The sequence below is a fragment of the Streptomyces sp. Je 1-332 genome, assembly GCF_040730185.1.
Taxonomy (GTDB): Bacteria; Actinomycetota; Actinomycetes; order Streptomycetales; family Streptomycetaceae; genus Streptomyces.
Genome location: NZ_CP160402.1, coordinates 4,121,381 through 4,144,569 on the forward strand (window position 1 = coordinate 4,121,381; position 23,189 = coordinate 4,144,569).

At 70.3% G+C, this 23,189-nt stretch carries 23 protein-coding genes and 2 tRNA genes; 14 read left to right on the forward strand and 11 right to left on the reverse strand.

Annotated elements, in window-relative coordinates; translation table 11 throughout:
* Positions 1-5: 5 nt before the first annotated feature.
* The 3 genes from gyrA to ABXJ52_RS18630 all read left to right on the forward strand — a co-directional run bounded on the left by gyrA (position 6) and on the right by ABXJ52_RS18630 (position 3,532).
* Positions 6-2,606 (forward strand): DNA gyrase subunit A, encoded by a 2,601-nt coding sequence (gene gyrA / locus ABXJ52_RS18620; protein WP_367043718.1) that lies wholly within the window; start codon positions 6-8, stop codon positions 2,604-2,606.
* 18 nt (positions 2,607-2,624) lie between these two features.
* Positions 2,625-3,371: a DUF3566 domain-containing protein gene (locus ABXJ52_RS18625; RefSeq protein ID WP_367043719.1), complete on the forward strand. Its 747-nt coding sequence runs from the start codon at positions 2,625-2,627 to the stop codon at positions 3,369-3,371.
* Positions 3,372-3,455: 84 nt separating this feature from the next.
* A tRNA-Ile gene (locus ABXJ52_RS18630) sits at positions 3,456-3,532 on the forward strand.
* Between the two features lie 120 nt (positions 3,533-3,652).
* On the opposite strand, the gene ABXJ52_RS18635 is transcribed toward ABXJ52_RS18630, so the two are convergent.
* Positions 3,653-4,063, reverse strand: coding sequence for a VOC family protein (locus tag ABXJ52_RS18635; RefSeq protein ID WP_367043720.1), 411 nt, complete (start codon positions 4,061-4,063; stop codon positions 3,653-3,655).
* A gap of 91 nt (positions 4,064-4,154) precedes the next feature.
* The gene (locus ABXJ52_RS18640) at positions 4,155-4,484 is read right to left on the reverse strand and encodes a DUF6344 domain-containing protein (protein WP_367043721.1); all 330 of its coding nucleotides are present in this window, start codon (positions 4,482-4,484) and stop codon (positions 4,155-4,157) included.
* A gap of 336 nt (positions 4,485-4,820) precedes the next feature.
* Between ABXJ52_RS18640 and ABXJ52_RS18645 the strand changes: the two genes are divergently transcribed.
* On the forward strand, positions 4,821-4,949 hold the full coding sequence (locus ABXJ52_RS18645) for a DLW-39 family protein (RefSeq protein ID WP_351638128.1): 129 nt from the start codon (positions 4,821-4,823) through the stop codon (positions 4,947-4,949).
* A 152-nt stretch (positions 4,950-5,101) separates the two neighbouring features.
* On the forward strand, positions 5,102-6,475 hold the full coding sequence (locus ABXJ52_RS18650; protein WP_367043722.1) for a hypothetical protein: 1,374 nt from the start codon (positions 5,102-5,104) through the stop codon (positions 6,473-6,475).
* Between the two features lie 42 nt (positions 6,476-6,517).
* Here ABXJ52_RS18650 and ABXJ52_RS18655 read toward each other — a convergent pair whose 3' ends face one another.
* Complete coding sequence (locus tag ABXJ52_RS18655) at positions 6,518-7,876, reverse strand: serine/threonine-protein kinase (protein ID WP_367043723.1); 1,359 nt, start codon at positions 7,874-7,876, stop codon at positions 6,518-6,520.
* A gap of 49 nt (positions 7,877-7,925) precedes the next feature.
* A complete protein-coding gene (locus tag ABXJ52_RS18660) occupies positions 7,926-8,474 on the reverse strand; it encodes a DNA-binding protein (protein ID WP_160506124.1) in 549 nt (182 codons plus the stop codon).
* A 182-nt stretch (positions 8,475-8,656) separates the two neighbouring features.
* Here ABXJ52_RS18660 and ABXJ52_RS18665 point away from each other — a divergent pair.
* Positions 8,657-8,729, forward strand: a tRNA-Ala gene (locus ABXJ52_RS18665).
* Between the two features lie 92 nt (positions 8,730-8,821).
* Here ABXJ52_RS18665 and ABXJ52_RS18670 read toward each other — a convergent pair.
* Both ABXJ52_RS18670 and ABXJ52_RS18675 read right to left on the reverse strand, forming a co-directional pair.
* Positions 8,822-9,568 (reverse strand): 4'-phosphopantetheinyl transferase superfamily protein, encoded by a 747-nt coding sequence (locus ABXJ52_RS18670; RefSeq protein WP_367043724.1) that lies wholly within the window; start codon positions 9,566-9,568, stop codon positions 8,822-8,824.
* 111 nt (positions 9,569-9,679) lie between these two features.
* The gene (locus ABXJ52_RS18675) at positions 9,680-10,480 is read right to left on the reverse strand and encodes an AfsR/SARP family transcriptional regulator (protein ID WP_367043725.1); all 801 of its coding nucleotides are present in this window, start codon (positions 10,478-10,480) and stop codon (positions 9,680-9,682) included.
* Positions 10,481-10,581: 101 nt separating this feature from the next.
* Between ABXJ52_RS18675 and ABXJ52_RS18680 the strand changes: the two genes are divergently transcribed.
* From ABXJ52_RS18680 to ABXJ52_RS18690, 3 genes are read left to right on the forward strand one after another with little or no spacing between them, the layout of a single operon-like run.
* Positions 10,582-12,114 carry an FAD-dependent monooxygenase gene (locus ABXJ52_RS18680; protein WP_367043726.1) on the forward strand — a complete coding sequence of 511 codons (1,533 nt, stop codon included), beginning with the start codon at positions 10,582-10,584 and terminating at the stop codon, positions 12,112-12,114.
* A gap of 13 nt (positions 12,115-12,127) precedes the next feature.
* Positions 12,128-13,234: a DUF1611 domain-containing protein gene (locus tag ABXJ52_RS18685; protein WP_367043727.1), complete on the forward strand. Its 1,107-nt coding sequence runs from the start codon at positions 12,128-12,130 to the stop codon at positions 13,232-13,234.
* Positions 13,231-14,070 carry an SMP-30/gluconolactonase/LRE family protein gene (locus tag ABXJ52_RS18690; protein ID WP_367043728.1) on the forward strand — a complete coding sequence of 280 codons (840 nt, stop codon included), beginning with the start codon at positions 13,231-13,233 and terminating at the stop codon, positions 14,068-14,070. Before ABXJ52_RS18685 ends, ABXJ52_RS18690 begins: the two co-directional genes overlap by 4 nt.
* Before the next feature lie 10 nt (positions 14,071-14,080).
* Here the strand turns inward: ABXJ52_RS18690 and ABXJ52_RS18695 are convergent, their stop codons facing one another.
* From ABXJ52_RS18695 to ABXJ52_RS18705, 3 genes are read right to left on the reverse strand one after another with little or no spacing between them, the layout of a single operon-like run.
* Positions 14,081-15,277, reverse strand: a complete 1,197-nt coding sequence (locus tag ABXJ52_RS18695; RefSeq protein WP_367043729.1) for an MAB_1171c family putative transporter — start codon at positions 15,275-15,277, stop codon at positions 14,081-14,083.
* A complete protein-coding gene (locus tag ABXJ52_RS18700) occupies positions 15,274-15,819 on the reverse strand; it encodes a toxin (protein WP_367043730.1) in 546 nt (181 codons plus the stop codon). The genes ABXJ52_RS18695 and ABXJ52_RS18700 overlap by 4 nt, the downstream gene beginning before the upstream one ends.
* 7 nt (positions 15,820-15,826) lie before the next feature.
* Complete coding sequence (locus ABXJ52_RS18705; RefSeq protein ID WP_367043731.1) at positions 15,827-16,306, reverse strand: XRE family transcriptional regulator; 480 nt, start codon at positions 16,304-16,306, stop codon at positions 15,827-15,829.
* A gap of 329 nt (positions 16,307-16,635) precedes the next feature.
* Here ABXJ52_RS18705 and ABXJ52_RS18710 point away from each other — a divergent pair, with 329 nt between their 5' ends.
* Positions 16,636-17,670 carry an ATP-binding protein gene (locus tag ABXJ52_RS18710; RefSeq protein ID WP_367043732.1) on the forward strand — a complete coding sequence of 345 codons (1,035 nt, stop codon included), beginning with the start codon at positions 16,636-16,638 and terminating at the stop codon, positions 17,668-17,670.
* A complete protein-coding gene (locus ABXJ52_RS18715; protein WP_367043733.1) occupies positions 17,649-18,398 on the forward strand; it encodes a response regulator transcription factor in 750 nt (249 codons plus the stop codon). Before ABXJ52_RS18710 ends, ABXJ52_RS18715 begins: the two co-directional genes overlap by 22 nt.
* A 41-nt stretch (positions 18,399-18,439) precedes the next feature.
* Here the strand turns inward: ABXJ52_RS18715 and fabG are convergent, their stop codons facing one another.
* Complete coding sequence (gene fabG / locus ABXJ52_RS18720; RefSeq protein WP_367043734.1) at positions 18,440-19,144, reverse strand: 3-oxoacyl-ACP reductase FabG; 705 nt, start codon at positions 19,142-19,144, stop codon at positions 18,440-18,442.
* Positions 19,145-19,206: 62 nt separating this feature from the next.
* Complete coding sequence (locus ABXJ52_RS18725) at positions 19,207-20,262, reverse strand: ketoacyl-ACP synthase III family protein (protein ID WP_367043735.1); 1,056 nt, start codon at positions 20,260-20,262, stop codon at positions 19,207-19,209.
* Positions 20,263-20,540: 278 nt separating this feature from the next.
* Here ABXJ52_RS18725 and ABXJ52_RS18730 point away from each other — a divergent pair, with 278 nt between their 5' ends.
* Genes ABXJ52_RS18730 through ABXJ52_RS18740 form a run of 3 tightly spaced genes read left to right on the forward strand, consistent with a single transcriptional unit; the run spans position 20,541 to position 23,180 of the window.
* Positions 20,541-20,813, forward strand: a complete 273-nt coding sequence (locus ABXJ52_RS18730; protein ID WP_367043736.1) for a phosphopantetheine-binding protein — start codon at positions 20,541-20,543, stop codon at positions 20,811-20,813.
* Complete coding sequence (locus ABXJ52_RS18735) at positions 20,806-22,041, forward strand: beta-ketoacyl-[acyl-carrier-protein] synthase family protein (RefSeq protein ID WP_367043737.1); 1,236 nt, start codon at positions 20,806-20,808, stop codon at positions 22,039-22,041. The genes ABXJ52_RS18730 and ABXJ52_RS18735 overlap by 8 nt, the downstream gene beginning before the upstream one ends.
* Positions 22,038-23,180 (forward strand): beta-ketoacyl synthase N-terminal-like domain-containing protein, encoded by a 1,143-nt coding sequence (locus tag ABXJ52_RS18740; RefSeq protein ID WP_367043738.1) that lies wholly within the window; start codon positions 22,038-22,040, stop codon positions 23,178-23,180. Before ABXJ52_RS18735 ends, ABXJ52_RS18740 begins: the two co-directional genes overlap by 4 nt.
* Positions 23,181-23,189 lie beyond the last annotated feature (9 nt).

The following is a 23,189-nucleotide window of genomic DNA, read 5'->3' on the forward strand; positions in this document are numbered from 1 at the left end:
CAGCAATGGCCGACGAGAACACCCCTGTGATGCCCGAAGAGGAGCCCGCCGTCCCCGGCGTGGGCATGCGTGTCGAGCCCGTCGGGCTCGAGACGGAGATGCAGCGCTCCTACCTCGACTACGCGATGTCCGTCATCGTGTCGCGCGCGCTGCCCGACGTACGGGACGGCCTGAAGCCCGTGCACCGCCGCGTCCTGTACGCGATGTACGACGGCGGGTACCGCCCCGAGAAGGGCTTCTACAAGTGTGCCCGCGTCGTCGGTGACGTCATGGGCACCTACCACCCGCACGGCGACTCCTCCATCTACGACGCCCTGGTCCGCCTGGCCCAGCCGTGGTCGATGCGGATGCCCCTGGTGGACTCCAACGGAAACTTCGGCTCTCCGGGCAACGACCCGGCGGCCGCTATGCGGTACACCGAGTGCAAGATGGCGCCGCTGGCCATGGAGATGGTCCGTGACATCGACGAGGAGACCGTCGACTTCACGGACAACTACGACGGCCGCAACCAGGAGCCGACGGTCCTGCCGGCGCGCTTCCCGAACCTGCTGATCAACGGCTCGGCGGGCATCGCGGTCGGCATGGCCACCAACATCCCGCCGCACAACCTCCGCGAGGTCGCGGCGGGCGCGCAGTGGGCGCTGGAGCACCCGGACGCCTCGCACGAGGAGCTGCTCGACGCGCTGATCGAGCGCATCAAGGGCCCCGATTTCCCCACCGGCGCACTAGTAGTGGGCCGTAAGGGCATCGAGGAGGCGTACCGCACGGGCCGTGGCTCCATCACGATGCGCGCGGTCGTCGCGGTCGAGGAGATCCAGAACCGCCAGTGCCTGGTGGTCACCGAGCTCCCCTACCAGACCAACCCCGACAACCTCGCGCAGAAGATCGCCGACCTGGTCAAGGACGGCAAGGTCGGCGGCATCGCCGACGTCCGCGACGAGACGTCGTCGCGCACGGGCCAGCGCCTCGTCGTCGTCCTCAAGCGGGACGCGGTCGCCAAGGTCGTGCTGAACAACCTCTACAAGCACACCGACCTGCAGTCGAACTTCAGCGCCAACATGCTGGCCCTGGTCGACGGCGTGCCGCGCACCCTCTCCCTGGACGCCTTCATCCGCCACTGGGTGACGCACCAGGTCGAGGTCATCGTCCGGCGTACGAAGTACAGGCTGCGCAAGGCCGAGGAGCGGGCCCACATCCTGCGCGGCCTGCTCAAAGCCCTGGACGCGATCGACGAGGTCATCGCGCTCATCCGGGCCAGCCAGACGGTCGACGTCGCGCGTGAGGGCCTGATGGGCCTGCTCTCGATCGACGAGATCCAGGCCAACGCCATCCTCGAGATGCAGCTGCGCCGACTGGCCGCCCTGGAGCGCCAGAAGATCGTCGCCGAGCACGACGAACTGCAGGCGAAGATCAACGAGTACAACGCGATCCTGGCCTCGCCCGAGCGGCAGCGCCAGATCATCAGCGAGGAGCTCGCGGCGATCGTCGACAAGTTCGGCGAGGACCGTCGCTCGGCGCTCGTGCCCTTCGACGGCGACATGTCCATGGAGGACCTGATCGCCGAGGAGGACATCGTCGTCACGATCACGCGCGGCGGTTACGTCAAGCGGACGAAGACGGACGACTACCGCTCCCAGAAGCGCGGCGGCAAGGGCGTGCGCGGCACGAAGCTCAAGGAAGACGACATCGTCGACCACTTCTTTGTGTCGACGACCCACCACTGGCTGCTGTTCTTCACCAACAAGGGCCGGGTCTACCGCGCGAAGGCGTACGAGCTCCCCGATGCCGGACGCGACGCGCGCGGCCAGCACGTGGCGAACCTGCTCGCCTTCCAGCCGGACGAGCAGATCGCCGAGATCCTCGCGATCCGCGACTACGAAGCGGTGCCCTACCTGGTTCTCGCCACCAAGGGCGGCCTCGTGAAGAAGACGCCGCTCAAGGACTACGACTCGCCTCGCTCCGGTGGCGTCATCGCCATCAACCTCCGTGAGACGGACGACGGCAAGGACGACGAGCTGATCGGCGCCGAGCTGGTCTCGTCCGAGGACGATCTGCTGCTCATCAGTAAGAAGGCGCAGTCGATCAGGTTCACCGCAACGGACGATGCGCTGCGTCCCATGGGCCGCGCGACCTCGGGCGTGAAGGGAATGAGTTTCCGCGGTGGCGATGAACTGCTCTCGATGAATGTCGTCAGGCCGGGTACTTTCGTCTTCACCGCAACCGACGGTGGGTACGCCAAGCGCACCAACGTCGACGAGTACCGCGTCCAGGGCCGTGGTGGCCTCGGCATCAAGGCCGCCAAGATCGTGGAGGACCGCGGCGAACTCGTGGGCGCGCTGGTGACGGAGGAGACGGACGAGATCCTCGCCATCACCCTGGGCGGCGGTGTGATTCGTACGCGAGTCAACGAGGTCAGGGAGACGGGCCGTGACACCATGGGCGTCCAACTGATCAACCTGGGCAAGCGCGATGCCGTGGTCGGTATCGCTCGTAACGCCGAGGCCGGGCGCGAGGCTGAGGAAGTCGACGGTGACATCGTCGTCGAATCGGCCGACGACGAGCCGGCCGCCGGTACGGACGAGGGCACGGAGTCCACGGCCGAGTAGCGCGAGGAGAGAGTCATCGTGAGTGGAGCCACGGGCGCCGGAGCAAGTGGAACCGGCCAAGCCGCCGGTACAGACGGTGTCCGTGGCTCCGCCACTGATTCTCCCGACTCGCATGAGCCTCGTGGATCCCAGGGGGGAACCGTGACCGACACCCGAGGGCCGCAGCCGGCTCAGTCAGCGCAGTACGCGGGCGAGGCCGGGGCCCAAGGGGCCCAGGCAGGCCAGGGAGCCGCGGGGGCTCAGGGGCCCCAGAACGCCACCGGTGCGCTGCCCGGTGAGCGTCAGCCCCAGCAGCAGGCGTCCCAGCCGTACCACCCGCCGCAGGCCTATCAGCAGGGCGGCGCTCAGACGGGTTCCGTGCGCAGGCCGCGGACGGGGGCCCGCACGATGCCTCGTACGCGCAAGGCGCGACTGCGGGTGGCCAAGGCCGACCCGTGGTCGGTGATGAAGGTCAGCTTCCTGCTCTCCATCGCGCTCGGCATCTGCACGATCGTCGCGGCCGCCGTGCTGTGGATGGTCATGGACGCCATGGGTGTCTTCTCCACGGTGGGCGGCACGATCTCGGAGGCGACGGGCTCGAACGAGTCCAACGGCTTCGACCTGCAGTCCTTCCTGTCGCTGCCGCGCGTCCTGATGTTCACGACGATCATCGCGGTCATCGACGTGGTCCTCGCCACGGCGCTCGCGACGCTCGGCGCGTTCATCTACAACCTCTCCGCGGGCTTTGTGGGCGGCGTCGAGCTGACGCTGGCCGAGGACGAGTAGTTCTTCGAAGGTATCGATTTTGGGACTGGCCCGCACGTGCGCTAATCTTCAGAGGTCAGCGCGCGGGACACACCGCAGCGCGGCGGGGCTATAGCTCAGTTGGTTAGAGCGCATCCCTGATAAGGATGAGGCCACAGGTTCAAATCCTGTTAGCCCCACCAGCCAAAGACCCCCAGTCGATCACGACTGGGGGTCTTTGACATCCACGGGTGACATCAGCCGATGAGTGGTTCTCCCAACAGGTCCGCAGGATCGCTCCCGCTGGACGCCTGGGCGGCCAATCAGTCGTGCTTGGGCCAGCTCGGGCCCTGGTCGGTCCAGACGACGCCCTTGTTGCGGCACAGGCAGAAGGGGTGGCCGACCGGGTCGGTGAAGACCTGCCAGCCGTACCCGTTGGGGCCGATGAAGTCCTGCCTCAGCGTCGCCCCGAGGTCGAGGACGCGGCGCTGCTCGGACTCGATGTCGTCCACTTCGAAGTCGAGGTGGAACTGCTTGGGGTGCTCGCTGTCGGGCCACTGCGGAGCGCGGTAGTCCTCCACCCGGATGAAGGCCAGCTCGATCTCGCCGAACTGGATGCCGGCCCAGTCCGCGGAGCTGCCTTCCTTGACCGGACGGCCCGTCACCTCGGAGTAGAAGGCCGCCAGCTTCATAGTGTCCGGGCAGTCGACGATGAAATCGGTGAGTCGCAGCATCCCGCGATCTTGGCACAGACGCGAAGAAGACCCCCAGCCGATACGGGCTGGGGGTCTTCTGAGGGCGGCGGCCGGGGAGGCCGGGGCGTGACTACGGCTCCGCGGCGAGCCTGCCCGGATGGGCCTCGGCCTCAATGGCCGTCTCCGTGTCGTCCGTGGGGAGGTGGCGGCAGCTGGGGGACGAGCCGTGGGCCTCGGCGCGGATGCGTTGCTTCATCGTGGGCGGCAGGGACCGTTCGTACGCTGCTGCCCAGTAGGCCGCGAGTGGCGCCGTCATGGTCGGCGTGCTCTTGCACGTTTCCGTGGCCTGCTGTACCGGCGTGGCCGCCGCTGCCGTCGTCGTGAATCCCAGTGTGGCGAAGAGCGCGAGGAAGGCGGTGATGAGCGTGGTCCACAGCTTCATGGCCTTGGTGCCGGTCATGGCTTCTCACTTTCGGGTTGGGCGATTTGCGTACTTTCCTCATGATGTGTATGTGGGGCCGGGAGTGGGGGACCGACGCTCGTGGCGCGTCGATGTTCAGATGAACACCACACGAATGGCCGTATATGGCCTCTGAAGGGCCTGGGAGAGGCCCGGGTGAGGACAGGAGCGGCGAATGTCGCGGCGGGCCGTGAGCGGCCTGGGAGTGGCGATGCCCGATTCGACTGCTGTGTTCGGGGCGGGAGTTGGGGTGGATCCAGGTCACCGATCGGTATCGATCGGTGTGTATAGTCGGGCGCCAGAGGTCCCTTACGTCAAGAAAGACGAGGTCGCGCGGTGAAGAAGCTTCTCCTGGTCACACTGGCCGCCATCGGCGGGCTCCTCGTGTACCGCCAGATCCAGGCGGATCGCGCCGAGCAGGATCTGTGGACGGAGGCGACTGACTCCGTGCCCACGGGTTCGTGAGTACCGACAACAGTCTCTTAACAAGGCCCCGACCGCTTCTGCGGTCGGGGCCTTGTGCTGTCCGGATCTCGTTGGTCACCCGACTCGTTGGTTTGCTCACGCAAGCTCTTGCCTTGCGTGAGCAAAGGTTGTCGGGACGTCGCGTGGGCATCGTGGGCGACAACTGGGGCTCAGGGGAGGGGTGGCACGTGATGGGGCGGCTGCGTGGAGGCCGGGCGTTGCAGGCCATGGGGGCGGCGCTGTGCGCGGTGATGGCGCTGCCCGGGCAGGCCGTGGCGGAGGGCACATCGGAACCGAGCCCGTACGTGTTCGCTGAGGGGGCCGTGGCGGTCGACGGCGCGCGGAACAGCACGGACAGCGCGAGGCTGACGCCCGGGTCGACGTACAAGAGCTCCCTCGCGCGTGGGGGCAAGGTCTACTACCAGCTGCAACTCGACGGCAGAGAGACCGTGTACGTCTCCGCCACCGCCGTCCCCGGGCTCGACGCCAAGGTCGCCTACGGGGACGGCGTCGAAGTCTCCTTGGAGGACACGAACGGCAACACCTGCAACTCCGGGGACGCGCGGTTCGGTACGTCGCAGAGTCCGCGGCCCATCTCCGCCTGGGCGGTACGGACGGTCGGCCCCACCGAGAACAGGTGCAAAGCGGCCGGCACGTACTACGTAGTGGTCGAGCGGAACAGCGAGCCCGGTTCCGGTACGGAGACGTGGGACACGGAGCTTCGCGTCGTCTCGGAACCCGGAGTGGCCAAGAACGCCTCCACGACGCCGCCCGAGTCGTGGAACTCCGCCTCGCCCACGCCGCCCGGCGAAGCCCGCAAGGTACGCAGAGGCGGCACGGGCTTCAATGACGCCCGGGCGCTGGACGCAGGCGTCTGGGGTGATCGGATCAAGCCCGGCCAGACCCTCTTCTACCGCGTGCCGGTCGACTGGGGGCAGCGGATCTCCGCCGGGGTCGAGCTGGGCAGTGCGAGCGGGGGCCGGGGCGAGTACGTCACGTCGGCGCTCGTGATGTCACTGGCCAATCCGGTTCGCGCACGCATCGACGACGCCGACACGGCGTACGACGGCCGGCAGAAAACGACCGCGTTGAAACCCCTGGCCCCTGTGGCGTACGAGAACCGCTATTCCCCGGTCGACGGCGTGACCGGCACGCGGTTCGCCGGGTGGTACTACCTCTCGGTCCACCTCAATCCGGAGGTCGCCCGGGAGTTCGGCGATGACCCGCTGGATCTGACTTTGCGGGTGAACGTCGACGGTTCGGCGAAGGAGGGGCCCGCGTATATGGGGGCGGCGCGGCCGGCGGGCGAGTTCAGCGTCACCGGTGAGGACCAGGACGCGGCGGCGCGGGGTGAGACGGGCGCGGGTGCCGGGAGCGGTGATGGGGGCGGGGGCGGAAACGGTGGTGGGGACGGCATGCGGATCGTCGCCGCCGGTGGGTTCGGCGCTGGGACCGTGCTCCTGGCGATCCTTGGCGTGTGGACGCTGATCGGGCGGAGGAAGGCGGTGGGTCGGGTGGGCGGCTGACTCGTGGGCCGGGTTCGTTTGTGCTCCGAATCCATTGAGGGGTCAGATCTGGGTCAGGGCCCAGATGCCCACCGCGAAACACGCCAGAGAGGCCAGCAGCATCGGGATCGCCACCTTCGGGGGCGGTCCCGGTCGTTTCTGCCGGTGCGGAACTGGTCCGCGCTGGAGTGGAACCTGCGGGGCGTGAGCGGTGTATGGATAAGTAGGGGCGGATACGCGATGCGCCGCTGGCGTCACAGAGGGTGATGGATCGTAAGCCGGGTGGGGGGAGGGGACATGCGGGGGCTGAGCAGGGGGCGAGGGGGGAGGTGGCGGCGTTGCCGGTTGCTGCATTGGCTGGACCTGCGCTTGTTGTGCTGGCTGCGCCTGTTGCGCCTGCTGCCCGGAAGGTGGCGTGGCCTGTCCCGACGGTGGCGTGGCCCGCGGTGGTGGCGGCGTGAGCGGGAAGGTGTCGGTCTGGGGTGCGGAGAGGGGCGGGGGCGGTACGGAAGGGGGAGCGAAGCTCGGCTGGGGCGGAGCCGTGAGGGGCCCGTCCGGGCCGAAGCCCTGGGGAAGGGGGCCCAGTTGGTCGAAGATCTCGACGATCTCGTCGTCGGGTCCAGGTTCCGGCAGCAGCTCGACGGCCGCATTCAACGCCTTGCGCGCGCCCGTGGCGGTGCGGAACCGCGCTTGCGGATCCGGCTGGAGGAGCGTGGCGACGACCTGCCAGAGGGGCTCGGGAACACCACGCGGGGCCCGGGGTGTGCCGTGCTCGGCGAAGCGCTCGATCAGGGCCTTGGCGTCCGGCCTGGCTCCCTGCAGCAGATAGAGGGCCACCAGGCCCACGGTGAACAGATCGGCGGTGAAGTCCGGCTCCGCGCCCAGCATTTGCTCGGGCGCGAAGTAACCGGGCGTCCCCACGACGTAGTTGGTCTCGGTCAGCCGTGGCTCGCCCATCCGCATCGAGATGCCGAAGTCGGAGAGCCGCAGATGCGGCCGTGCGATGCCGGTCGCCTCGAGCAGGATGTTCGCGGGCTTGATGTCACGGTGCACGACCCCCTCGGCGTGCACCGCCGTGAGCCCGGAGAGCAGCTGGTCCAGGAGCGTGCAGACCAGGCGGGGCGGCAGCGGGCCGTAGTCCCCGATCACGTGGGCCAGCGAGCCGCCGGCGACCAAGGCCATGGTGAACAGGACCTTGTCGTCGTCGGCGGCCCAGCTGGCGGGCGCGAGCACATGGGGGTGGTCGATCCGCAGCGCCTGCTCCCGCACGAAGCGCAGCAGCGCGTGCGCGTCGCTCTGTTGCAGGACCTTGGCCGCCACATATCGGCGCCGCCGGTGGTCCCAGGCGCGCCAGACCGCTCCGACTCCCCCGCGGCCGACCGGGTCGACCAGTTCGTAGCGGCCGGCGAAGACCTCACCCATGGTCGCGCATCGCTCCCCCTCCGGGCCGCCCGGTGGCCCGGCCGACGGCTCAGTTCTGGTGCGCCTCGTAGTGGGCGACCGCGTCCGCGGTGCGTCCGGCGCCGTATACCCGGAGGAACTCTGCCAGTTCCGGGTGGGTCGGTGCGAGGGAGTCAGCGGCATCGATGATGTCGCCCGCCGCCGCGACGGAGCGCAACAGCGACTGGATCTCACGCACCACGCGTTTCACCGTGGGCGCACCCGAACTCGTCGTCGACTGCGAGGTGTTGGTCAGGACGGAGCCGCCCTGGGACTTCTTGATCTCGTCCATGCGGTCGGTGGCCTCGGCGGCGCTCACACTGCCGTCGGCGACCTGGCCCGCCAGCTCCTGGAGGAGCTGGACGCGCTGGACGACCGCAGGGTTGCCGATCTTGGCGCGCTGTCCGCTCATCAGCTGGGACAGCATGGGCGCGGACAGACCGAGGACGCCGGCGAGGCGTGCCTGGTTGAGGCCCAGATCATCGATGAGACGACGGAAGAGCGCCCCCAGCGGCTCCCCGTACCAGTTCCGCTGGAGCTCTCGAGCTCTCGCGGTCGTCTCTTGTTGTGCGGCGTCCATTGCGTCTCCCCATCGCTTCCCCAAAAACCGCGGTTCGCTGCCGCGAACCACGCCGAGCATCTTACGGAGCGTGGTCGTTCACCGGGAGCCCCAATCCTTTTGCGAGATCTGGGGGGTGACCCGGTACTCTGGTCTGCGTCGCCCACCGGAGCGAGGTTCTTCCGGCTGGGTGCACCGTTTTCGGGGCCTTAGCTCAGTTGGTAGAGCGCTGCCTTTGCAAGGCAGATGTCAGGAGTTCGAATCTCCTAGGCTCCACATCATTAGACCCCTCTGACCTGCGGGAATGCAGGCGGGGGGTCTTTTTTTGCCGATGTGCCCCTCGTGCTGGCGTGCCACCGCCGTGGCACTCATGAGGGGCTGCCGCCGACCTGGAGCAGCACTGTCGTCCAGACGTACGGGCCGACGGATCGGACCTGGCCCCGGACGGTACATCCGTCGGGGAGGAGCCCTGGGGAGGGCGTCAGGCACAGGCCGTTGCCGTTCGCGAGGTCGGGGTCCGGGATGACCTCGAGATCGTGGAAGACCGGATCGCGGGGGAGGTACAGGGCGGCCGCCGCCTTGTAGAAGGCTTCCTTCGCCGAGAACATCACCGTCAGGAGCCGTCCGTCGGCGTCTCCGCGGGCCACCAGGGCGCGCTCCGGCGGTGTGCAGACGAGACCGGCGGTCTCCGGCGAGAGCCTGCCGACGCGTTCGACGTCCACACCCACGGCCGGCACGTCCCCCCGGGTGGTGGCCAGGCAGGTGGCGACCGCGCCCCGGCAGTGGCTGATGGATCCCCTCACCCCTGTCGGGAAGCGGGGGCGCCGGCCCTCGCGCAGAACCGGCCCGGACCGACCGAGCAGCCGCAGGGCGTCGGCGGCCGCGAAGCGCCCCGCGGCGAAGTCACGGCGGCGGTCCGGCGGTCTTCCCCGCATCAGGGTCCGCTCTGCCGGATGCAGGCCGCCCCCGTCCTCATGTCCGTACTCGTCCCCGTCCGCATCCGTCAGGCGCAGGACCGCGACCACGTCCCGCGCGGGGCGCGCGGCCAGGACCGAGGTCCCTGTGCTCCCAGAGAAGGGGGCGCCGATGCCTCCAAGGTGGCAGATTCCGTCCATCCGGCAGTCCTCCCCCTCGCTTTTATCGGGCTTTCATGGCGGCGTCCCACCATCGGGAATCCAGGCAGAGCGAGGAGGAAGACCATGTCCATCGGGGGGTGCACGATCCCGTCACGCAGGCACGCTCCACGACGGGCCGTCGACGGGTTCGAGACCCAGCTCGTCCCGGAGCATGGTCCTGAGCGCCTGGAACGCGCTGAGAGCGTCACCACGCCGGCCCGACTCCCGCAGGGACTCGATCAAGGAGTGGTGGAACCACTCGTTCAAGGGGTGCGCGGCGACCAGGTCGCGCAGTTCGGGTACGAGGTGGGTGTGGCGGCCGCGGCGCATCTCCGCCTCGACGCGCACCTGGTGCGCCCTTACCCGCATCTCTTCCAGGTACTGGACGTGACCGGTGAGGACCCTCCCCGGACGCACCGTGGACAGGGCGCGCCCCTGCCAGAGCGCCAGACCGTCACGGCAGGCGGCGGCCGCCTCGTCCGGCCGGCCCTGCGCCAGCACCCGCTCGCTGTCCCGGAAGAGCCGCGTGAACCGGGTGGCGTCCAACTGCTCGGGATCGATGTCCAGGAGATAGCCGGACCGGCGGGTGTGCAACAGCCGTTGGGCCGGAAACTCCAGGACCTCGTCGAGCTGACGGCGCAGGTGGTAGACGTGCGTGCGCAGGGTGCTGAGCGCCCAGCGCGGGGGCCGCTCGTCCCAGAGCTCGTCGACGAAGGCGTCGACCTCCACCACCTGCCCCGCTCGCAGCAGGAGCAGGGCCATCACCTTGTTCACCATCGGGCCGCGCAGGGTGTGGGGGGTGGTGCCCGTGGAGACGCCGAGGGCTCCGAGCACCGAGAAACAGATCTGGTCGGCCACCGCTGCCAGCACCTCCGTCAGTCCGTCGGCGACACCGTGCGCATCGCCGTTCACGGGCTGGAATACAAGCACGCACGCGGGCCGTGTCCGGCAGTTCTGCTCCGCAAGAAGCGCATGGCTGCGCCTAAAGAGACATCCGCACAGAAGGTGGAATCATGACCGAATCGTCGCAGGTGCTCATCGTCGGAGCGGGCCCGGTCGGGCTCGTCACGGGGATCGAACTCCTCAGGCGAGGCGTGCCGGTGCGTGTCGTCGACCGCTCCGAGCGTCCCAATCCCCACTCCAAGGCGATCGCTCTGTGGCCACGGGGCATCGAGGCACTGGCCCGGTTCGGTGCCGCGGACGAACTGCACCGGCGCGGAGTGGTGTTGCGCGCGCAGAACTACCACTCGCAGGGGGAGCGTGTCGCCCGGCTGGCGTTCGGCGGAATGCGCCGCACACGCTACCCGTATGCCTTGTCGATTCCTCAGCAGGAGACGGAGGCGGTCCTGCGGGACACCTTCCGGGAGCTGGGCGGGACGATCGAGTTCGGTGTGTCCCTGACCTCCTTCACCCAGGACGGCGCCGGCGTGAACGCCGAGTTGGAGACGGCACGGGGCCGGGTGACGGAACGCTTCGGCTGGCTCGTCGGCTGTGACGGCGCGCACAGCAGGGTGCGCGAGGTGCTGGGAGTGCCCTTCCGAGGCAGTTCGTATCCGCAGCAGTTCCTGCTCGCGGATGGTCCGGTCCGCACCTCGCTGGCCCATGACGAGGTCCACTACTTCATGTCGTCCGCCGGGGTGCTGGTAGTGGTGGGGCTGCCGGGCGGCATGTACCGGACGTTCGTGAGCGCGGCGCCCGGCCTGGCGGTGGAGGACGCACGGGACGCGGTGCAGCGCGCGGCATCGGAGCGGTGCCCGGTGCCGATCGAGCTGATCGGCGAGCAGCGCACCGGGGTGTTCCGGGTGCACGCCAAGGTGGTCGATCAGCTGCGGGCCGGCCGGGTGCTGCTGGCGGGAGACGCCGCGCACATCCACAGCCCGGCGGGCGGTCAGGGGCTGAACACCGGTATCGAGGACGCGGCCTCGCTGGCCTGGCGGCTTGCCGGGGTGCGCGAGGGCCGGTGGGGCGACGAGGTCCTTGCGCAGTGGGAGGAGGAGCGGCTCAGGGTCGCGCGCGCCGTGGTCAGCGACACTGACCTCCAGACGCGGATGTGGATGATGAACGGTTGGCGCGCGCGGGCCCGTGACGTGGTGCTCGGGGCAGCGGGACGCAGCGGAGTGCTGAACCGCGTCGTCGTGCCGCGCCAGGCGCAGTTGTCCTTCGCCCACCCGGGGAAGGTGCAGCAGGCAGGCCACCTGCGGACCGGGATGCGACTGCCGGACGTACCGCTCGACGCGGAGCGTGCGCGCTGGCTGCGGGACGAGCTGGGTGCCCCGGCGCCGCTGTTGCTGCTGTTTCCCGGAACGGGCAGGCACCGCAGGGACGTCGAAGGCGTGGCCGACATTTTCCGGAAGGCACACGAGAGCATCCGCGTCACCGTGATTTCCGACGCGGACAATCTCGGCCACGCCTTGCTGCGGCTGAACCGCCCGTGTGCCGCTCTCGTACGGCCCGACGGGACAGTTGCCGCGCTGAGCGATCCGTTCCGTGAGGAACTCCACTTGATGGTCCAGGATTTGACCGGGCAAGCCGTCCCGGTGCACTAGTTAGGATGGCTCGGTGCTTCTTTCAGAGTTTTCGCAATTGCCGCTGCCCGCGGTTCTGTTCGCCGACGGGGTATTCGCCCACCCCGAGGGAAAGACCGTCCAGGGGGTGATCCGGCACAGTACGGTGCTCCGGCCCGTGGCGGTCGTCGACCGCTCTCACCCCCACCCGACCTCGGCCTCCGTGCTGCCGGGCACGGACATCCCGGTCGTCGGGTCCGTCGCCGAGGCCATGAAGTACGGCCCAGAGGCGTTCGTGATGGCGCTGACCGAGTCCGATTTCGGTGAGGCGGTCGACGGCAAGTTCCTGCATACGCCGAGAGATCCGGGCGACCTTCCTGACCACTGGTGGGACGAAATACGCACCGCCATTCGCGGTGGCCTGCACGTCGTTTCATGTCTCCATGTGCGGCTGCTCGAAACGGAACTCGCCGGGATGCTCTCGGAAGGCCAGCGCATTGTCGACGTGAGGCGTCCGCACGACGTACTGCCCAAGTATTCCGGGCGGGTAACCAGGAAGCGCGCCAAACTGATACACGTCGCCGGCAGCGACTGCGTCGTCGGAAAGCGCACCACCGCTCTCCAGATGCACCGGGAAGCCCTTTCCCGCAAGATCGACTCTGGCTATGTGGGAACCGGCCAGACCTGTCTGCTCGCCGGATGCACCGAAGGCGCGATCATCGACCGCACACCGGTGTTCCAGGCGGCAGGCCTCGTCGAGCATCTGGTCCAGCGGGCGGACCCCCGCCACGACCTGCTGATCATCAAGGGTCAGGCATCCGTCATGCACCCGGCGTTCGGCGGTCTGGCGAGCGCGATACTTCAGGGCTCGCAGCCCGACGCGGTCGTCTTCGTGCACGATGCCGAGCGTGTCTCGCGCTACCACTGGGACCATCTGCCCCTCGCCGACCTGGAGACGGAGATCCGAACGGTCGAAGCCCTCGGCGGCGCCCCCGTCGCCGCCATCGCCACCCGCGGCCGGGAGAACGTACGCCGCCTGCGCCATCTGGGCCTCCCGGTCGCCGACGTCCTGGACGGAGACGGCGCGGCGGTGCTGCTCGACGCGGCCGAGGCCGTGATGTCCGGAGCGGACGACGCCGGCCGGGCAGGGACGGTGCGGTGAGCGTGGAGGTGGTGCTGCGCGCGGTGGCCGCCTTCGCCGAGTGCCCGACCTGGGACACGGCCGACGGAACGCTGCTGTGGGTCGACATGAACCGCAGCGAGGTGCACCGGCTGTGCCCCCGGGACGGCACCGACACGGTCCTCCGCTTCGAACAGCCTGTCGCCGCCGCCAAGCCCCGCGCCGGCGGTCTGGTGCTCAGCATGCGCGACGGTGTGAGCGTGCTTGAGTCCGATGGGTCGCTGCGCTCGCTCACCGACTGGTCGGAAGAAGGGGTTCGGGGCAACGACGCGGGTGTCGACGGACGGGGCCGTCTCTGGGTCGGCACCATGGCAGGCCCCTCCGCCCCGGGCTGGCTGGGCCGTGTCTCCCTCCAGGGTGAGACACACCGCGCGCTCTCGGGCACCCGCCTGAGCAATGGCATCGCCTGGAGCCCGGACGGCCGGAGGATGTACTTCGTCGACACCCCCACGTGCCGCATCGACGTGCTCGACTACGACCTGTCCACGGGGGAGGCTTCCAACCCGCGTCCGTTCGCCGAGCTGACCGGCACGTCCGGCGTGCCCGACGGGCTGTGCGTCGACGCCGACGGCGGTGTGTGGGTGGCCCTCTTCCGCGGCGGCGCGGTGCGCCGCTACACGCCCCGGGGCATGCTCGACCAGGAGATCCGTTTTCCCGCCGCGCTCACCACGGCGTGCGGCTTCGGCGGGGCCGACCTGACCGACCTCTACGTCACCACGGCACGGCGTGCGCTCGAACACGACGAACCGCTCGCGGGCAGCGTTTTCGTCGTGCCCGGGGCGGGCCAGGGCATGGCTCCCACGGCGTTCGCCGGCTGAGGCCGGACGGTCACGGGGCGGGCGCGCGCTCGGGGTCCGGGCACGCGGCGGGGACGGCGGCGAAGGCCTGGGAGACCTGGACCAGCCACCGCACATCGGCGGAGAAGTCCAGGTTGTCCGTGCTCATCACCGGCACGGGTCCGGTGTCGGCCTCCGTGTCCTCCTTCGCCCCCGTCGTCCCGCCCCGGCCGGGCCGCGCCGCAAGGGCGGCCGCGATGCGTGCCGCCTCCCATCGCGCCCGGTCCTCCTCGCTCCCGTCCGGGCCCGGGGCGGGCGCCAGGCCGGGGGCGGTCTGCCCGCCCAGGGCCAGACAGCCGTCCCTGATCTCGATCACCCGCCGGTGCAGGCGGAAACGCAGGTCCCACAGGGCGAAGAGGTCGCTGCCGGGCACGGGCTGAAGGGACGTCTCGGGGTGGGCCCGGTACAGGGCGTACCAGAGCGGGCGCAGTCGGCGGAAGCGGCGGTAGTCGGCCCACCACGCCTGTGCCGCCTGCACCCGCGGCCCCCACAACGGCGCCGTCCAGCCGACGGTGTTCAGGGTCAGCCCCAATGTCAGACAGGTCCGCGTGACGTCCGCCCAGGTGGACGGGTCCCATCCGCGGTGTACGAGGAACACGTCCGCGAACCGCCCCAGGGCGTAGACGAGGTCGAGGCACGCACCGACCGCCGCGGTCCGCAGCCCGCGCCGTACCCAGACGTCCTCGGTCAGCCGGGCGTAGAACCAGCACGCCTTCGCCACCACGGCCTTCCCGAGGGCGAAGGCCGTGAGGTAGACGACTTCGTAGGCCACGAAGTACGGCTGTTCCCGCGGGTGTACGAAAGTGTTCCGGGGGTGCCCGTGCAGCACGGCGAGTTCGAAGAGGGCGGCCATCGCCAACGGCACACAGGCCAGCAGGGCCAACCGGCGGCGCGCGCGGACGCGGGCCTCCTCCCGCGCGTGCAGCCAGTGGATGAGCAGTACCTGCTGACAGGCGATCGCCGCGATGTTCCACATCTGGACGGAGACGTTGTACCAGGTGACCGTGCCGAAGAGCGTCCCGGTCAGGCGGGAGGGGGCGGACATGGCGAGGTACATGCCCTGACAGCCGAAGGACGCGCACAGGGCGACGAGCGCCGGTTGCGGTCCGCGCCGCAGGATGGGCGGGAGGGTCCGGGCGAACGCCAGCCAGCAGACCACCGCGCCCAGCGGGTAGCGCAGACTGTTCATGCCCTGCCCCGGCGACGCCAGTCGAGGGATCCCTGGATACGGCCGAGTACCCCGTCCGTCTCGGCGGCGGCTGTGCCGGGCTGTGAGCGCAGGCCCTCACCGAGGAGGAACGCCATCACCTCCGCCTCCCGCTCCTGGGTGTCGGAGTAGTTGTCCCGGCACAGCAGGTCCTGCACCAGCGACGGATCGAGGTCCGGGAAGAGCGTGGCGACGGCTGCCGAGTCGGCGGCCCCGCTGCGGTGACCGCACAGGATGTGCGCCAGCTCGTGAGCGATGATGTGCTCCTGGTGGTGCCGGCTGGTGTGCTGCTCGTGGACGACGTAATCGGCGTCGGAGAAGGCAAGCCACAGCCCGCACGGACCGGAGGCTCCCAGGGGCATGGGCAACAGATGGATCGGCCGCCCCCGGGAGTCGCTGAGGCGATCGCACAGGGTCATGAGGTCGTAGGACTCGGGCAGTCCGAAGGAGGCCAGCCGCTGGCGGCTCTCCCGGCGCAGGGCCTGGAGGTCGGACCGGAGCCGGTGTCGGTGGAGGAATCGCATCGGCGGTCTAACCCCCGGCGCCCGCGGTGCCGCTGGTGTCTCTGCCCTCCGGGGCGTCGGCCGTCCCGTGGCCGCGGCCCGACTGCCCGCGGGAGGAGGCAGCGGAGTGCAGCAGGCTGACCTCTCGGATGATGCGCGCCAGATGCTTGCGGCCGGAGTCGTCCATGCTCATGGCCCGCAGGGCGATGTCACGGACCTCGGCGTTGCCCATCGCCGAGGCGATGGCGAGCTGTGCGTCGACCCGCTCGGCGGTGTCCTCGTCGAAGAAGTACGCGGCCGGCACACGGAAGAACGCCGCCAGCGCCTCCAGATGCCGCTTGGTGGGGTTGTCGCGCTGGCCGGTGCGCAGTTGCCAGACGTACGTCTTGGAGAACGTGCCGCCGCTCAGTTCGCTGCAGCCTCGCGCGACCTCCTCGTAGGTGTACTCCCGGCCGTTGGTGCGGATGGTTCTGAAGAGTTTTTCGATCTTGTCGGCCAAGGGGGACATCCATACTCCTTCCGTCCGCCAGCGTGAACCGGCAGGGCGATGGCGACCAATGCTAGTTGACAGCCGTCAGTACCGCACCTACGGTCGGTGCGTTAGCTGAGATGAACAAGCGGGTGGGTGCTGGCAGCCGTCAACAAACGGCCGACCGGTGCGGGGGCCCGATTCGGGAGGCTTGGGTGGGGAACATCTCTGTGCCGGAACGGACCGTCGCACACTGCGCGCCGGACCGCGCGGTCCGTCCGGATCGTCCGGGTCGATGGCTCAGGCGAGCCGCCGACGAAGTACTGAACCGTTACGCGGACTCCCTGCGGGACGAGAGACATCCGCTCGTGGAGCGTCCCGAACTGTGGCGGGACACCCGCGCCCAGGCCGCGCTGCTCCTCGCCGAGTGCGCCCGCGCCCTCGACGCACCCGGCCGCTCCCGGGCGGCAGGGCATCTGGGACCCGTACGGCCCGCGGAAACGTCCTTCCGCGCGCTCGGCGCACGGTGGGCCGCCGCGGACCTCGGGCTCGCCGACGCTCTGGCCGCCATGGACCGGCTCACGGACACCCTCGTCGAGGCGGTGGAAACAGTGGGCCGCAAGACGGGTGCCGTCCGTGCGGCGGACATCGTGCGCCGGGTGTCCGCCCGCCACACCCGGGCCGCGGCCCACGGCTACGAGACCCGGCTGCGGGCACACCGGCAGGCCCCGGGCGACGACTGCTGCGGTCGCCTGGCCCGCGACGTCCACGACCACCTGGGCGGCAGCCTCGCCCTGGCCTTCCGTCACGTGGAGCTCCACCGGCTCAAGGCCTCGACCGCGGGCTCCGACGAAGCTGGAACAGAACGGCACCTGGCGGCGATCCACGACGCACTGGAGGAGGCCATTGCCGTCACGCGAGGCCTGGTGACGGGATTGCGCGACACACGTGACGCCCGCGACGCCACGCAGGGAGGGCTTGAGGAATCGCTGCGACGCCATGCGGACCGGCTCAACCTGGCCGGGCTTCCCGTGCGGCTGACAGTGGAGGGAGACGAGGCGCGCGTGCCGCAGGATCACCGCCGGGAGATCCTCCTCGTCGTCGGGGAATTCCTGCGCAACTCCTTCGCCCACGCCGATCCCCGGACCATCACGATCGGTGTACGGATCTCACACCACCGCGTCGAGGTCCAGGCCACCGACGACGGGCGGGGCTTTTGCCATGACCCCCTCGGTGAACACCCCGGAGGGCTCACGGCCATGCGTGAGCGGGTGGCGCAGATGGGCGGGCGCTGCGTGCTGTTCAGCGCTCCGCGGAAGGGCACCCGGCTGCTGCTGTGGGTGCCGCTGACCAGTGGCCACGGGCCGCGCCCGGGGGAGACATGGAACTCATTCGCATCCTGATAGCCGACGATCACAGCCTGCTGCGCGACGCCTTGGCGGAACTCCTGGACGCGGAAGCGGACTTCGACGTCGTGGCCGTGGCAGGCAATGCCGCCGAGACCGTGCGCCTGGCCGCCGAACTCCGGCCCCACGTACTCCTCCTGGACATCGAGATGCCCGGCAATCAGGACCCGGTCGCCACCGTCCGGCACCTTCGCCAGGCCGCGCCGGAGACTCAGGTGATGGTGCTGACCATGCATGACGACCCTGGCCTCGTCCAGGCGTTGCTGCCCCTCGGCATCCGGGGGTTCCTGCACAAGACCGTGAGCCATCAGTCGCTGGCCGGCACGGTGCGCGACGTGTGCGCCGGCGGCAGCAGGGTCACCATCTCGCTCTCCGCCCGGAGTCTGGCCGCTCCACCACCCGCCGGCACCGGGCCGCTCTCTGTCCGCGAGACGCAGGTCATGGAGCTGGCCGCCGACGGCCTGAGCAACTACCGCATCGCACGCCGACTCGACATCGCCGAGGGGACTGTGAAACGCCATATGCGCAAGATCTTCGACAAGTTGGACGCGGGGTCCCGGGTGGAGGCGGCCAACAAGGCTGTGCAGCGCGGCCTGATCGCTCCTCCCGTCACCGCCCCCGGGGTACGGAACATCCGTGCCCCTCGCGAGGTGCGGGACCCCCGCGGTCGGCCGGACGTCGTACTCCGGGGCCCGCACAGCGTGCCGGACGCCGTCCTGCGGTAGAACAGGCCGTCGCGCCGGCAGCCGCTGCGGTCGTGGACGGCTCAGATGCCCATGCCGATGCCGCCGCCCACGGGCAGAACCGCGCCGGTGACGTACCCGGCCTGCTCCGAGGCGAGGAAGCGGACCGCCGCGGCGACCTCGTCGGCCGTACCGGGGCGACCGAGCGGAGTCATCCCCATGACCTCCTTCATGCGCCGCTCGGTCAGTCCGCTCGTCATGTCCGTGTCGATGATGCCGGGCGCGACGAGGTTCACGGTGATGCCACGAGAGCCCAGTTCCCAGGCGAGCGAGCGGGCGAAGCCCAGCAGCGCGGTCTTCGCCGCGGCGTAGTTGGTCTGCCCCGGGGAGCCCAGGAAGCCAAGTGCCGACGACACCAGCACGATGCGGCCCCGGCGGGCGGCGAGCATGCCGCTCGCCGCGGCCCGTACGGTACGGAACACGCCCTTGAGGTTCGTCTCAAGGACCTCGTCGAACGTGGCGTCGTCCATACGCAGCAGCAGGGTGTCCCGGGTGATGCCGGCATTGGCCACCAGCACCTCCACGGGGCCCTGTTCCTCCGCGACGGCGGCGAACGCGGCCCTGACCGAAGCGTCGTCCGTCACATCACAGCGCACCCCCGTCAGCCCGTCCGGGGGCGTCCCGGTCCGATGGCCGACCGCCACCCGGTCACCATCGGCGGCCAGGGCCCGTGCCACGGCCAGACCGATTCCCCTGTTGCCGCCGGTGACGAAGACAGAACGTGACATGTGTTTCTCTCCTTCCGGGACACCGGGCGGCTCCCGCCCGGTGTCGTGAACGGCGCGAAGTGTCATCGCGCCGGAGACTCCACCAGCAGGCACGACCAGGTGAAGCCGGCCCCCGCGCTGAACACGAGGGCACTGGACCCGGGTGCGGGCAGGCCCCGCGCCACCAGGTCGGCGAGCCCCGCGACCGCGTCACCCGCACCCAGATGTCCGGTCTCCCGGCCGGGGTCGAGCAGGCGTGCCCCGCCCACCTGCTCCGCCAGGACGGGGATCCACGACTCGGCCAGCGTCTTGGCACCGAACCGGGGCAGCACGACGTGGGTCAGGCGCGGGTCGTGTCCGTCCATGCCCCCGTCGGCCAGCGCCTGCGAGACGACCGCCCGGATGGCCCGGCGGTTGGAGGAGTTGAACGGCCGTATCCCGTGGGTGTGCAGGTACGCCCGTTTGGTGGCGCGCATGTCGACCTGGTCGCGATGTCCGCGGGCGACCCGCGAGAAGGGGTCCGTGCCGCGGTGCATCTCCTCCAGTAGGGGGTCCGCGACCGTCGCGACCGACCGCAGCAGCAGTGCGTCGCCGTCCGCGGCCGGACGGCGGAGCAGCACGGCCGTACCCGCGTCGCCGTACGCCACCCCGAAGTCGCCCGCCCAGCGGTCGAATCCGGGCTCCGCGAACCGGTCCCCCGTCGTCACCATGCCGAGCCGCGGCCGCGCCGAGGGAGCCGGGTCCGATGAGGCGAGCCACGCCATGACGAGACCCATGGCGGCGGCACCGCCGTTGCACACCTGCTGGATGCCGATCGGCAGGGCCCGCAGGGCTTCGAGACGGCGGGCGATGTAGTGGGCGGGCGACCACAGGTCGTGCCCTTGGTAGTACATCCACGCGTGCGCGAGCACATCAAGTCCGCCCGCTTCCACGCCCGCCGCGTTCAGCACCCCGCGGGCCGCGAGGACCGCGGCGTCGGGCGGGGCGACCTCCCCCGCGTCCGGGACGCTCTCGTGGCCGAGGGCAGCCGCGTCACGCTCACGCAACCTCCCCGCGGCGACCGCGTCCGAGGCGCGTGACCGCTCCCCGGGCAGCCACAGCCCGGCCGTCACTATGCCCACCGGCTCGGTCGGTCTCATCCCCCGCACCACCTGTCCGCACATCGGATCGTCTGCATCGCCGGAATGCTCGAGCGCCCCGATGAAAGTGCGGGCAAAAAACGGTCGGAAACCTGCGCACCCGGCGCGGAGCGACCCCATGGGCGGATGGGACGGGCCCGGCGGAGGCACCACCGGTGTCACTTTCGGAGTGCTTGCCGCTGCCTCCAGACCTGGGATTGGTTGGTCGAGGCCGCACGGGTGATGCGTAGTTGCCCCCGCTTCGGCCTCCCACAACCGGTGAATCGAAGGGGAATCAGATGAGTGACATCGCGATATCCGAGGACCGGCGCGCGCAGGTGCGGGCCATCGTCGCGGACGTCCTCGAAGTGGACGAGGCCGCTCTGACCGACGAGAGCAGCTTCGCCGACGACTTCGACGCGGACTCGCTGCTGATCATCGAGATCTTCTCCCGCTTCGAGCGCGACCTCGGTATCCGGATTCCGCAGGAGGACCTCACGGAGCTCGACGAACTGCCGAGCGCCTACCTCCTGGTCGAGAAGCACAGCACCCCGGAGGCGCTGGGTGTCTGACGAGGCCTCAGCCGCCGGGCGCCGGGTTGTGGTCACCGGGCTCGGCGCAGTGAGCAGCCTCGGGCTCGGCGCGCGTGCGGTCACCTCGGCGATCCGGGCCGGGCGCAGCGGCATCGGCCCGATCGGACAGTTCGACGGCACGGGCTTCGAGCGCTCCCTCGCCGGTGAAGTGCGCGGATTCCACGCGGAGATGCACCTGCGGGGAACCGACCCGGCGCGGTGGGGGCGCAGCGGCCGCTTCGCCGCCGCGGCGGCGCGGATGGCGGTCACGGACGCCGGAGCGAACCCCGCCGCGCTGTCCGCGGGACGCACCGCGAGCTGCTTCGGAACGACCAACGGTGAGTCACAGGTCCTGGAAGAACTGACCCAGCAGTGGGTCGACGACGGCCTCGCCGCGCTCGACCCGGTGCTCGCCGGTCGGGGCGACGCCGGCCGGATCGCCGCCGCCGTCAGCGCCGAACTCGACCTGAGCGGCGAGTCCGTCACCCTCGGCACCGCCTGCGCCGCAGGCAACTACGCCATCGGCTACGGCTTCGATCTGGTCCGCACGGGAGAGGCGGACGCCGCACTGTGCGGCGGAGCCGACGCCTCCAACCGGGCCACCCACGCCGGGTTCCACCGTCTCGGAGCTCTCGCCGCCGACGTGCCCCGCCCCTTCGACGAACACCGCGACGGCATCGTCACCGCGGAGGGCGCAGCGGCACTGCTCCTGGAACCCCTCGACACGGCGCTGGCACGCGGGGCCCGGATCTACGCCGAGGTCCTCGGGTACGGCATGACCTGCGATGCCCGCCACATGACCAATCCGGACGCCGCGTCGATAGCCGAGTGCATCCGGCGCGCCCACGACCACGCCGGCATCAAGCCCGGCGACGTGGACTACATCTGCGCACACGGCACCGGCACCAAGGCCAACGACTCCACGGAGACCGCCGCCGTGCGCGAGGTGTTCACCGACGGCCCCCCGCCGATCAGCTCGATCAAGTCCATGCTCGGCCACACGATGGGGGCGGCAGCCGGCTTCGGCGCTCTGGTGTGCTGCGCCGCCCTGTCCGAAGGCTTCCTGCCGCCGAGCGCCACGCTCCGCGAGGTGGATCCGGCGCTGGGACCGGGACTCGACTGCGTTCAGGGGCGGGCGCGGGCCACCCGGCCGCGCATCGTGCAGAACCACGGCTTCGCCTTCGGCGGGAACAACGCCGTCACGATCTTCGGGGAGTTCACCGCATGAGCATCGTGGACGAACAGCAGCGTCCGGCCGCCACCTCGCGGACGGTGGTCCCCGTGGCACTGGACACCGTCGGCGTCGTCAGCGCCGCCGGCGTGGGCCTCGGGCCCCTCGCCGACGCCCTGCGGCGTGGCGGCGCGGACGGCGGACAGCCGCCCGCCACCGGCGAGGCAGAGAGCTACCCGCCCCTCACCCTGCGCCCGGCCGACTTCCCTGCCGCCGACCTCCTCGGCACCAAGGGACTGAACCGGCTGACGAGGGCCGAACAACTGGGTATGGCCGCGTGCACCCTGGCGCTCGAACCGCTCTCCGACCGGTCCGGGACCGGCGTCGTCCTCGGCAGCGCCGTCGGCAGCAGCGGCGGCGTCGGCCGCTTCACCCGGGACACCTTCGTCCAGGAACGCCCCTACCTGGTGAACCCGTCGGCCTTCCCGGGCACCCTGATGAACGCGGCGGCAGGACGCACGGCCATCCGCCACGGGCTCACCGACGCGAACGCCACCGTCTCCGGCGGACCGCTGGCCTCACTGCACGCGCTGCGTTTCGCCCGGAACACCCTGGTGGCAGGACACGCACGCCGACTCCTGACCGGAGGCGTGGAAGAGCTGTCGCCCCAGAGCGCCTGGGTCTGGTACCGGGCCGGATCGCTCGCACCGAGGGTCGCACTCGGCGAAGGTGCCGCGGTGTTCGCCCTGCGGACCGTCCCGGACGGCGCCACCGGTGTGAACCCCCTCGCCCATGTCATGGCCGTCGAGACCGGGTTCGCCGCAGGCGGCCCCCTCGCCGTCGCCCGTCGCCTCACCATCTGCGTACGGGATGCCATCGCCCGCAGCGGTCTCGGCGCCGCCGACATCGCCGTGGTCGCACCCGGCGCGGCCGGGCGACGCGGCTGGGCGGCCGTGGAGGAACGCGCCCTGGGTGCGGCCCTCGACGGCCCCGGCCACCGGCATCAGCTGCGCGTGCAGGAGGTGCTCGGCGAGACCCACGGAGCGAGCGTCGCCCTTCAGGTCGCCGCCGTCGTCGCCCGCTGGCACGACCCGCATCTCGACACCCGCGGCGAGCGGGCCGCCCTCGTCACCTCCGTCGGCCCGGACGGCTCGGCCGGCTGCGCCGTTCTGCTGCACCCGCACGCGGGCGCCTGACGCTCTCGC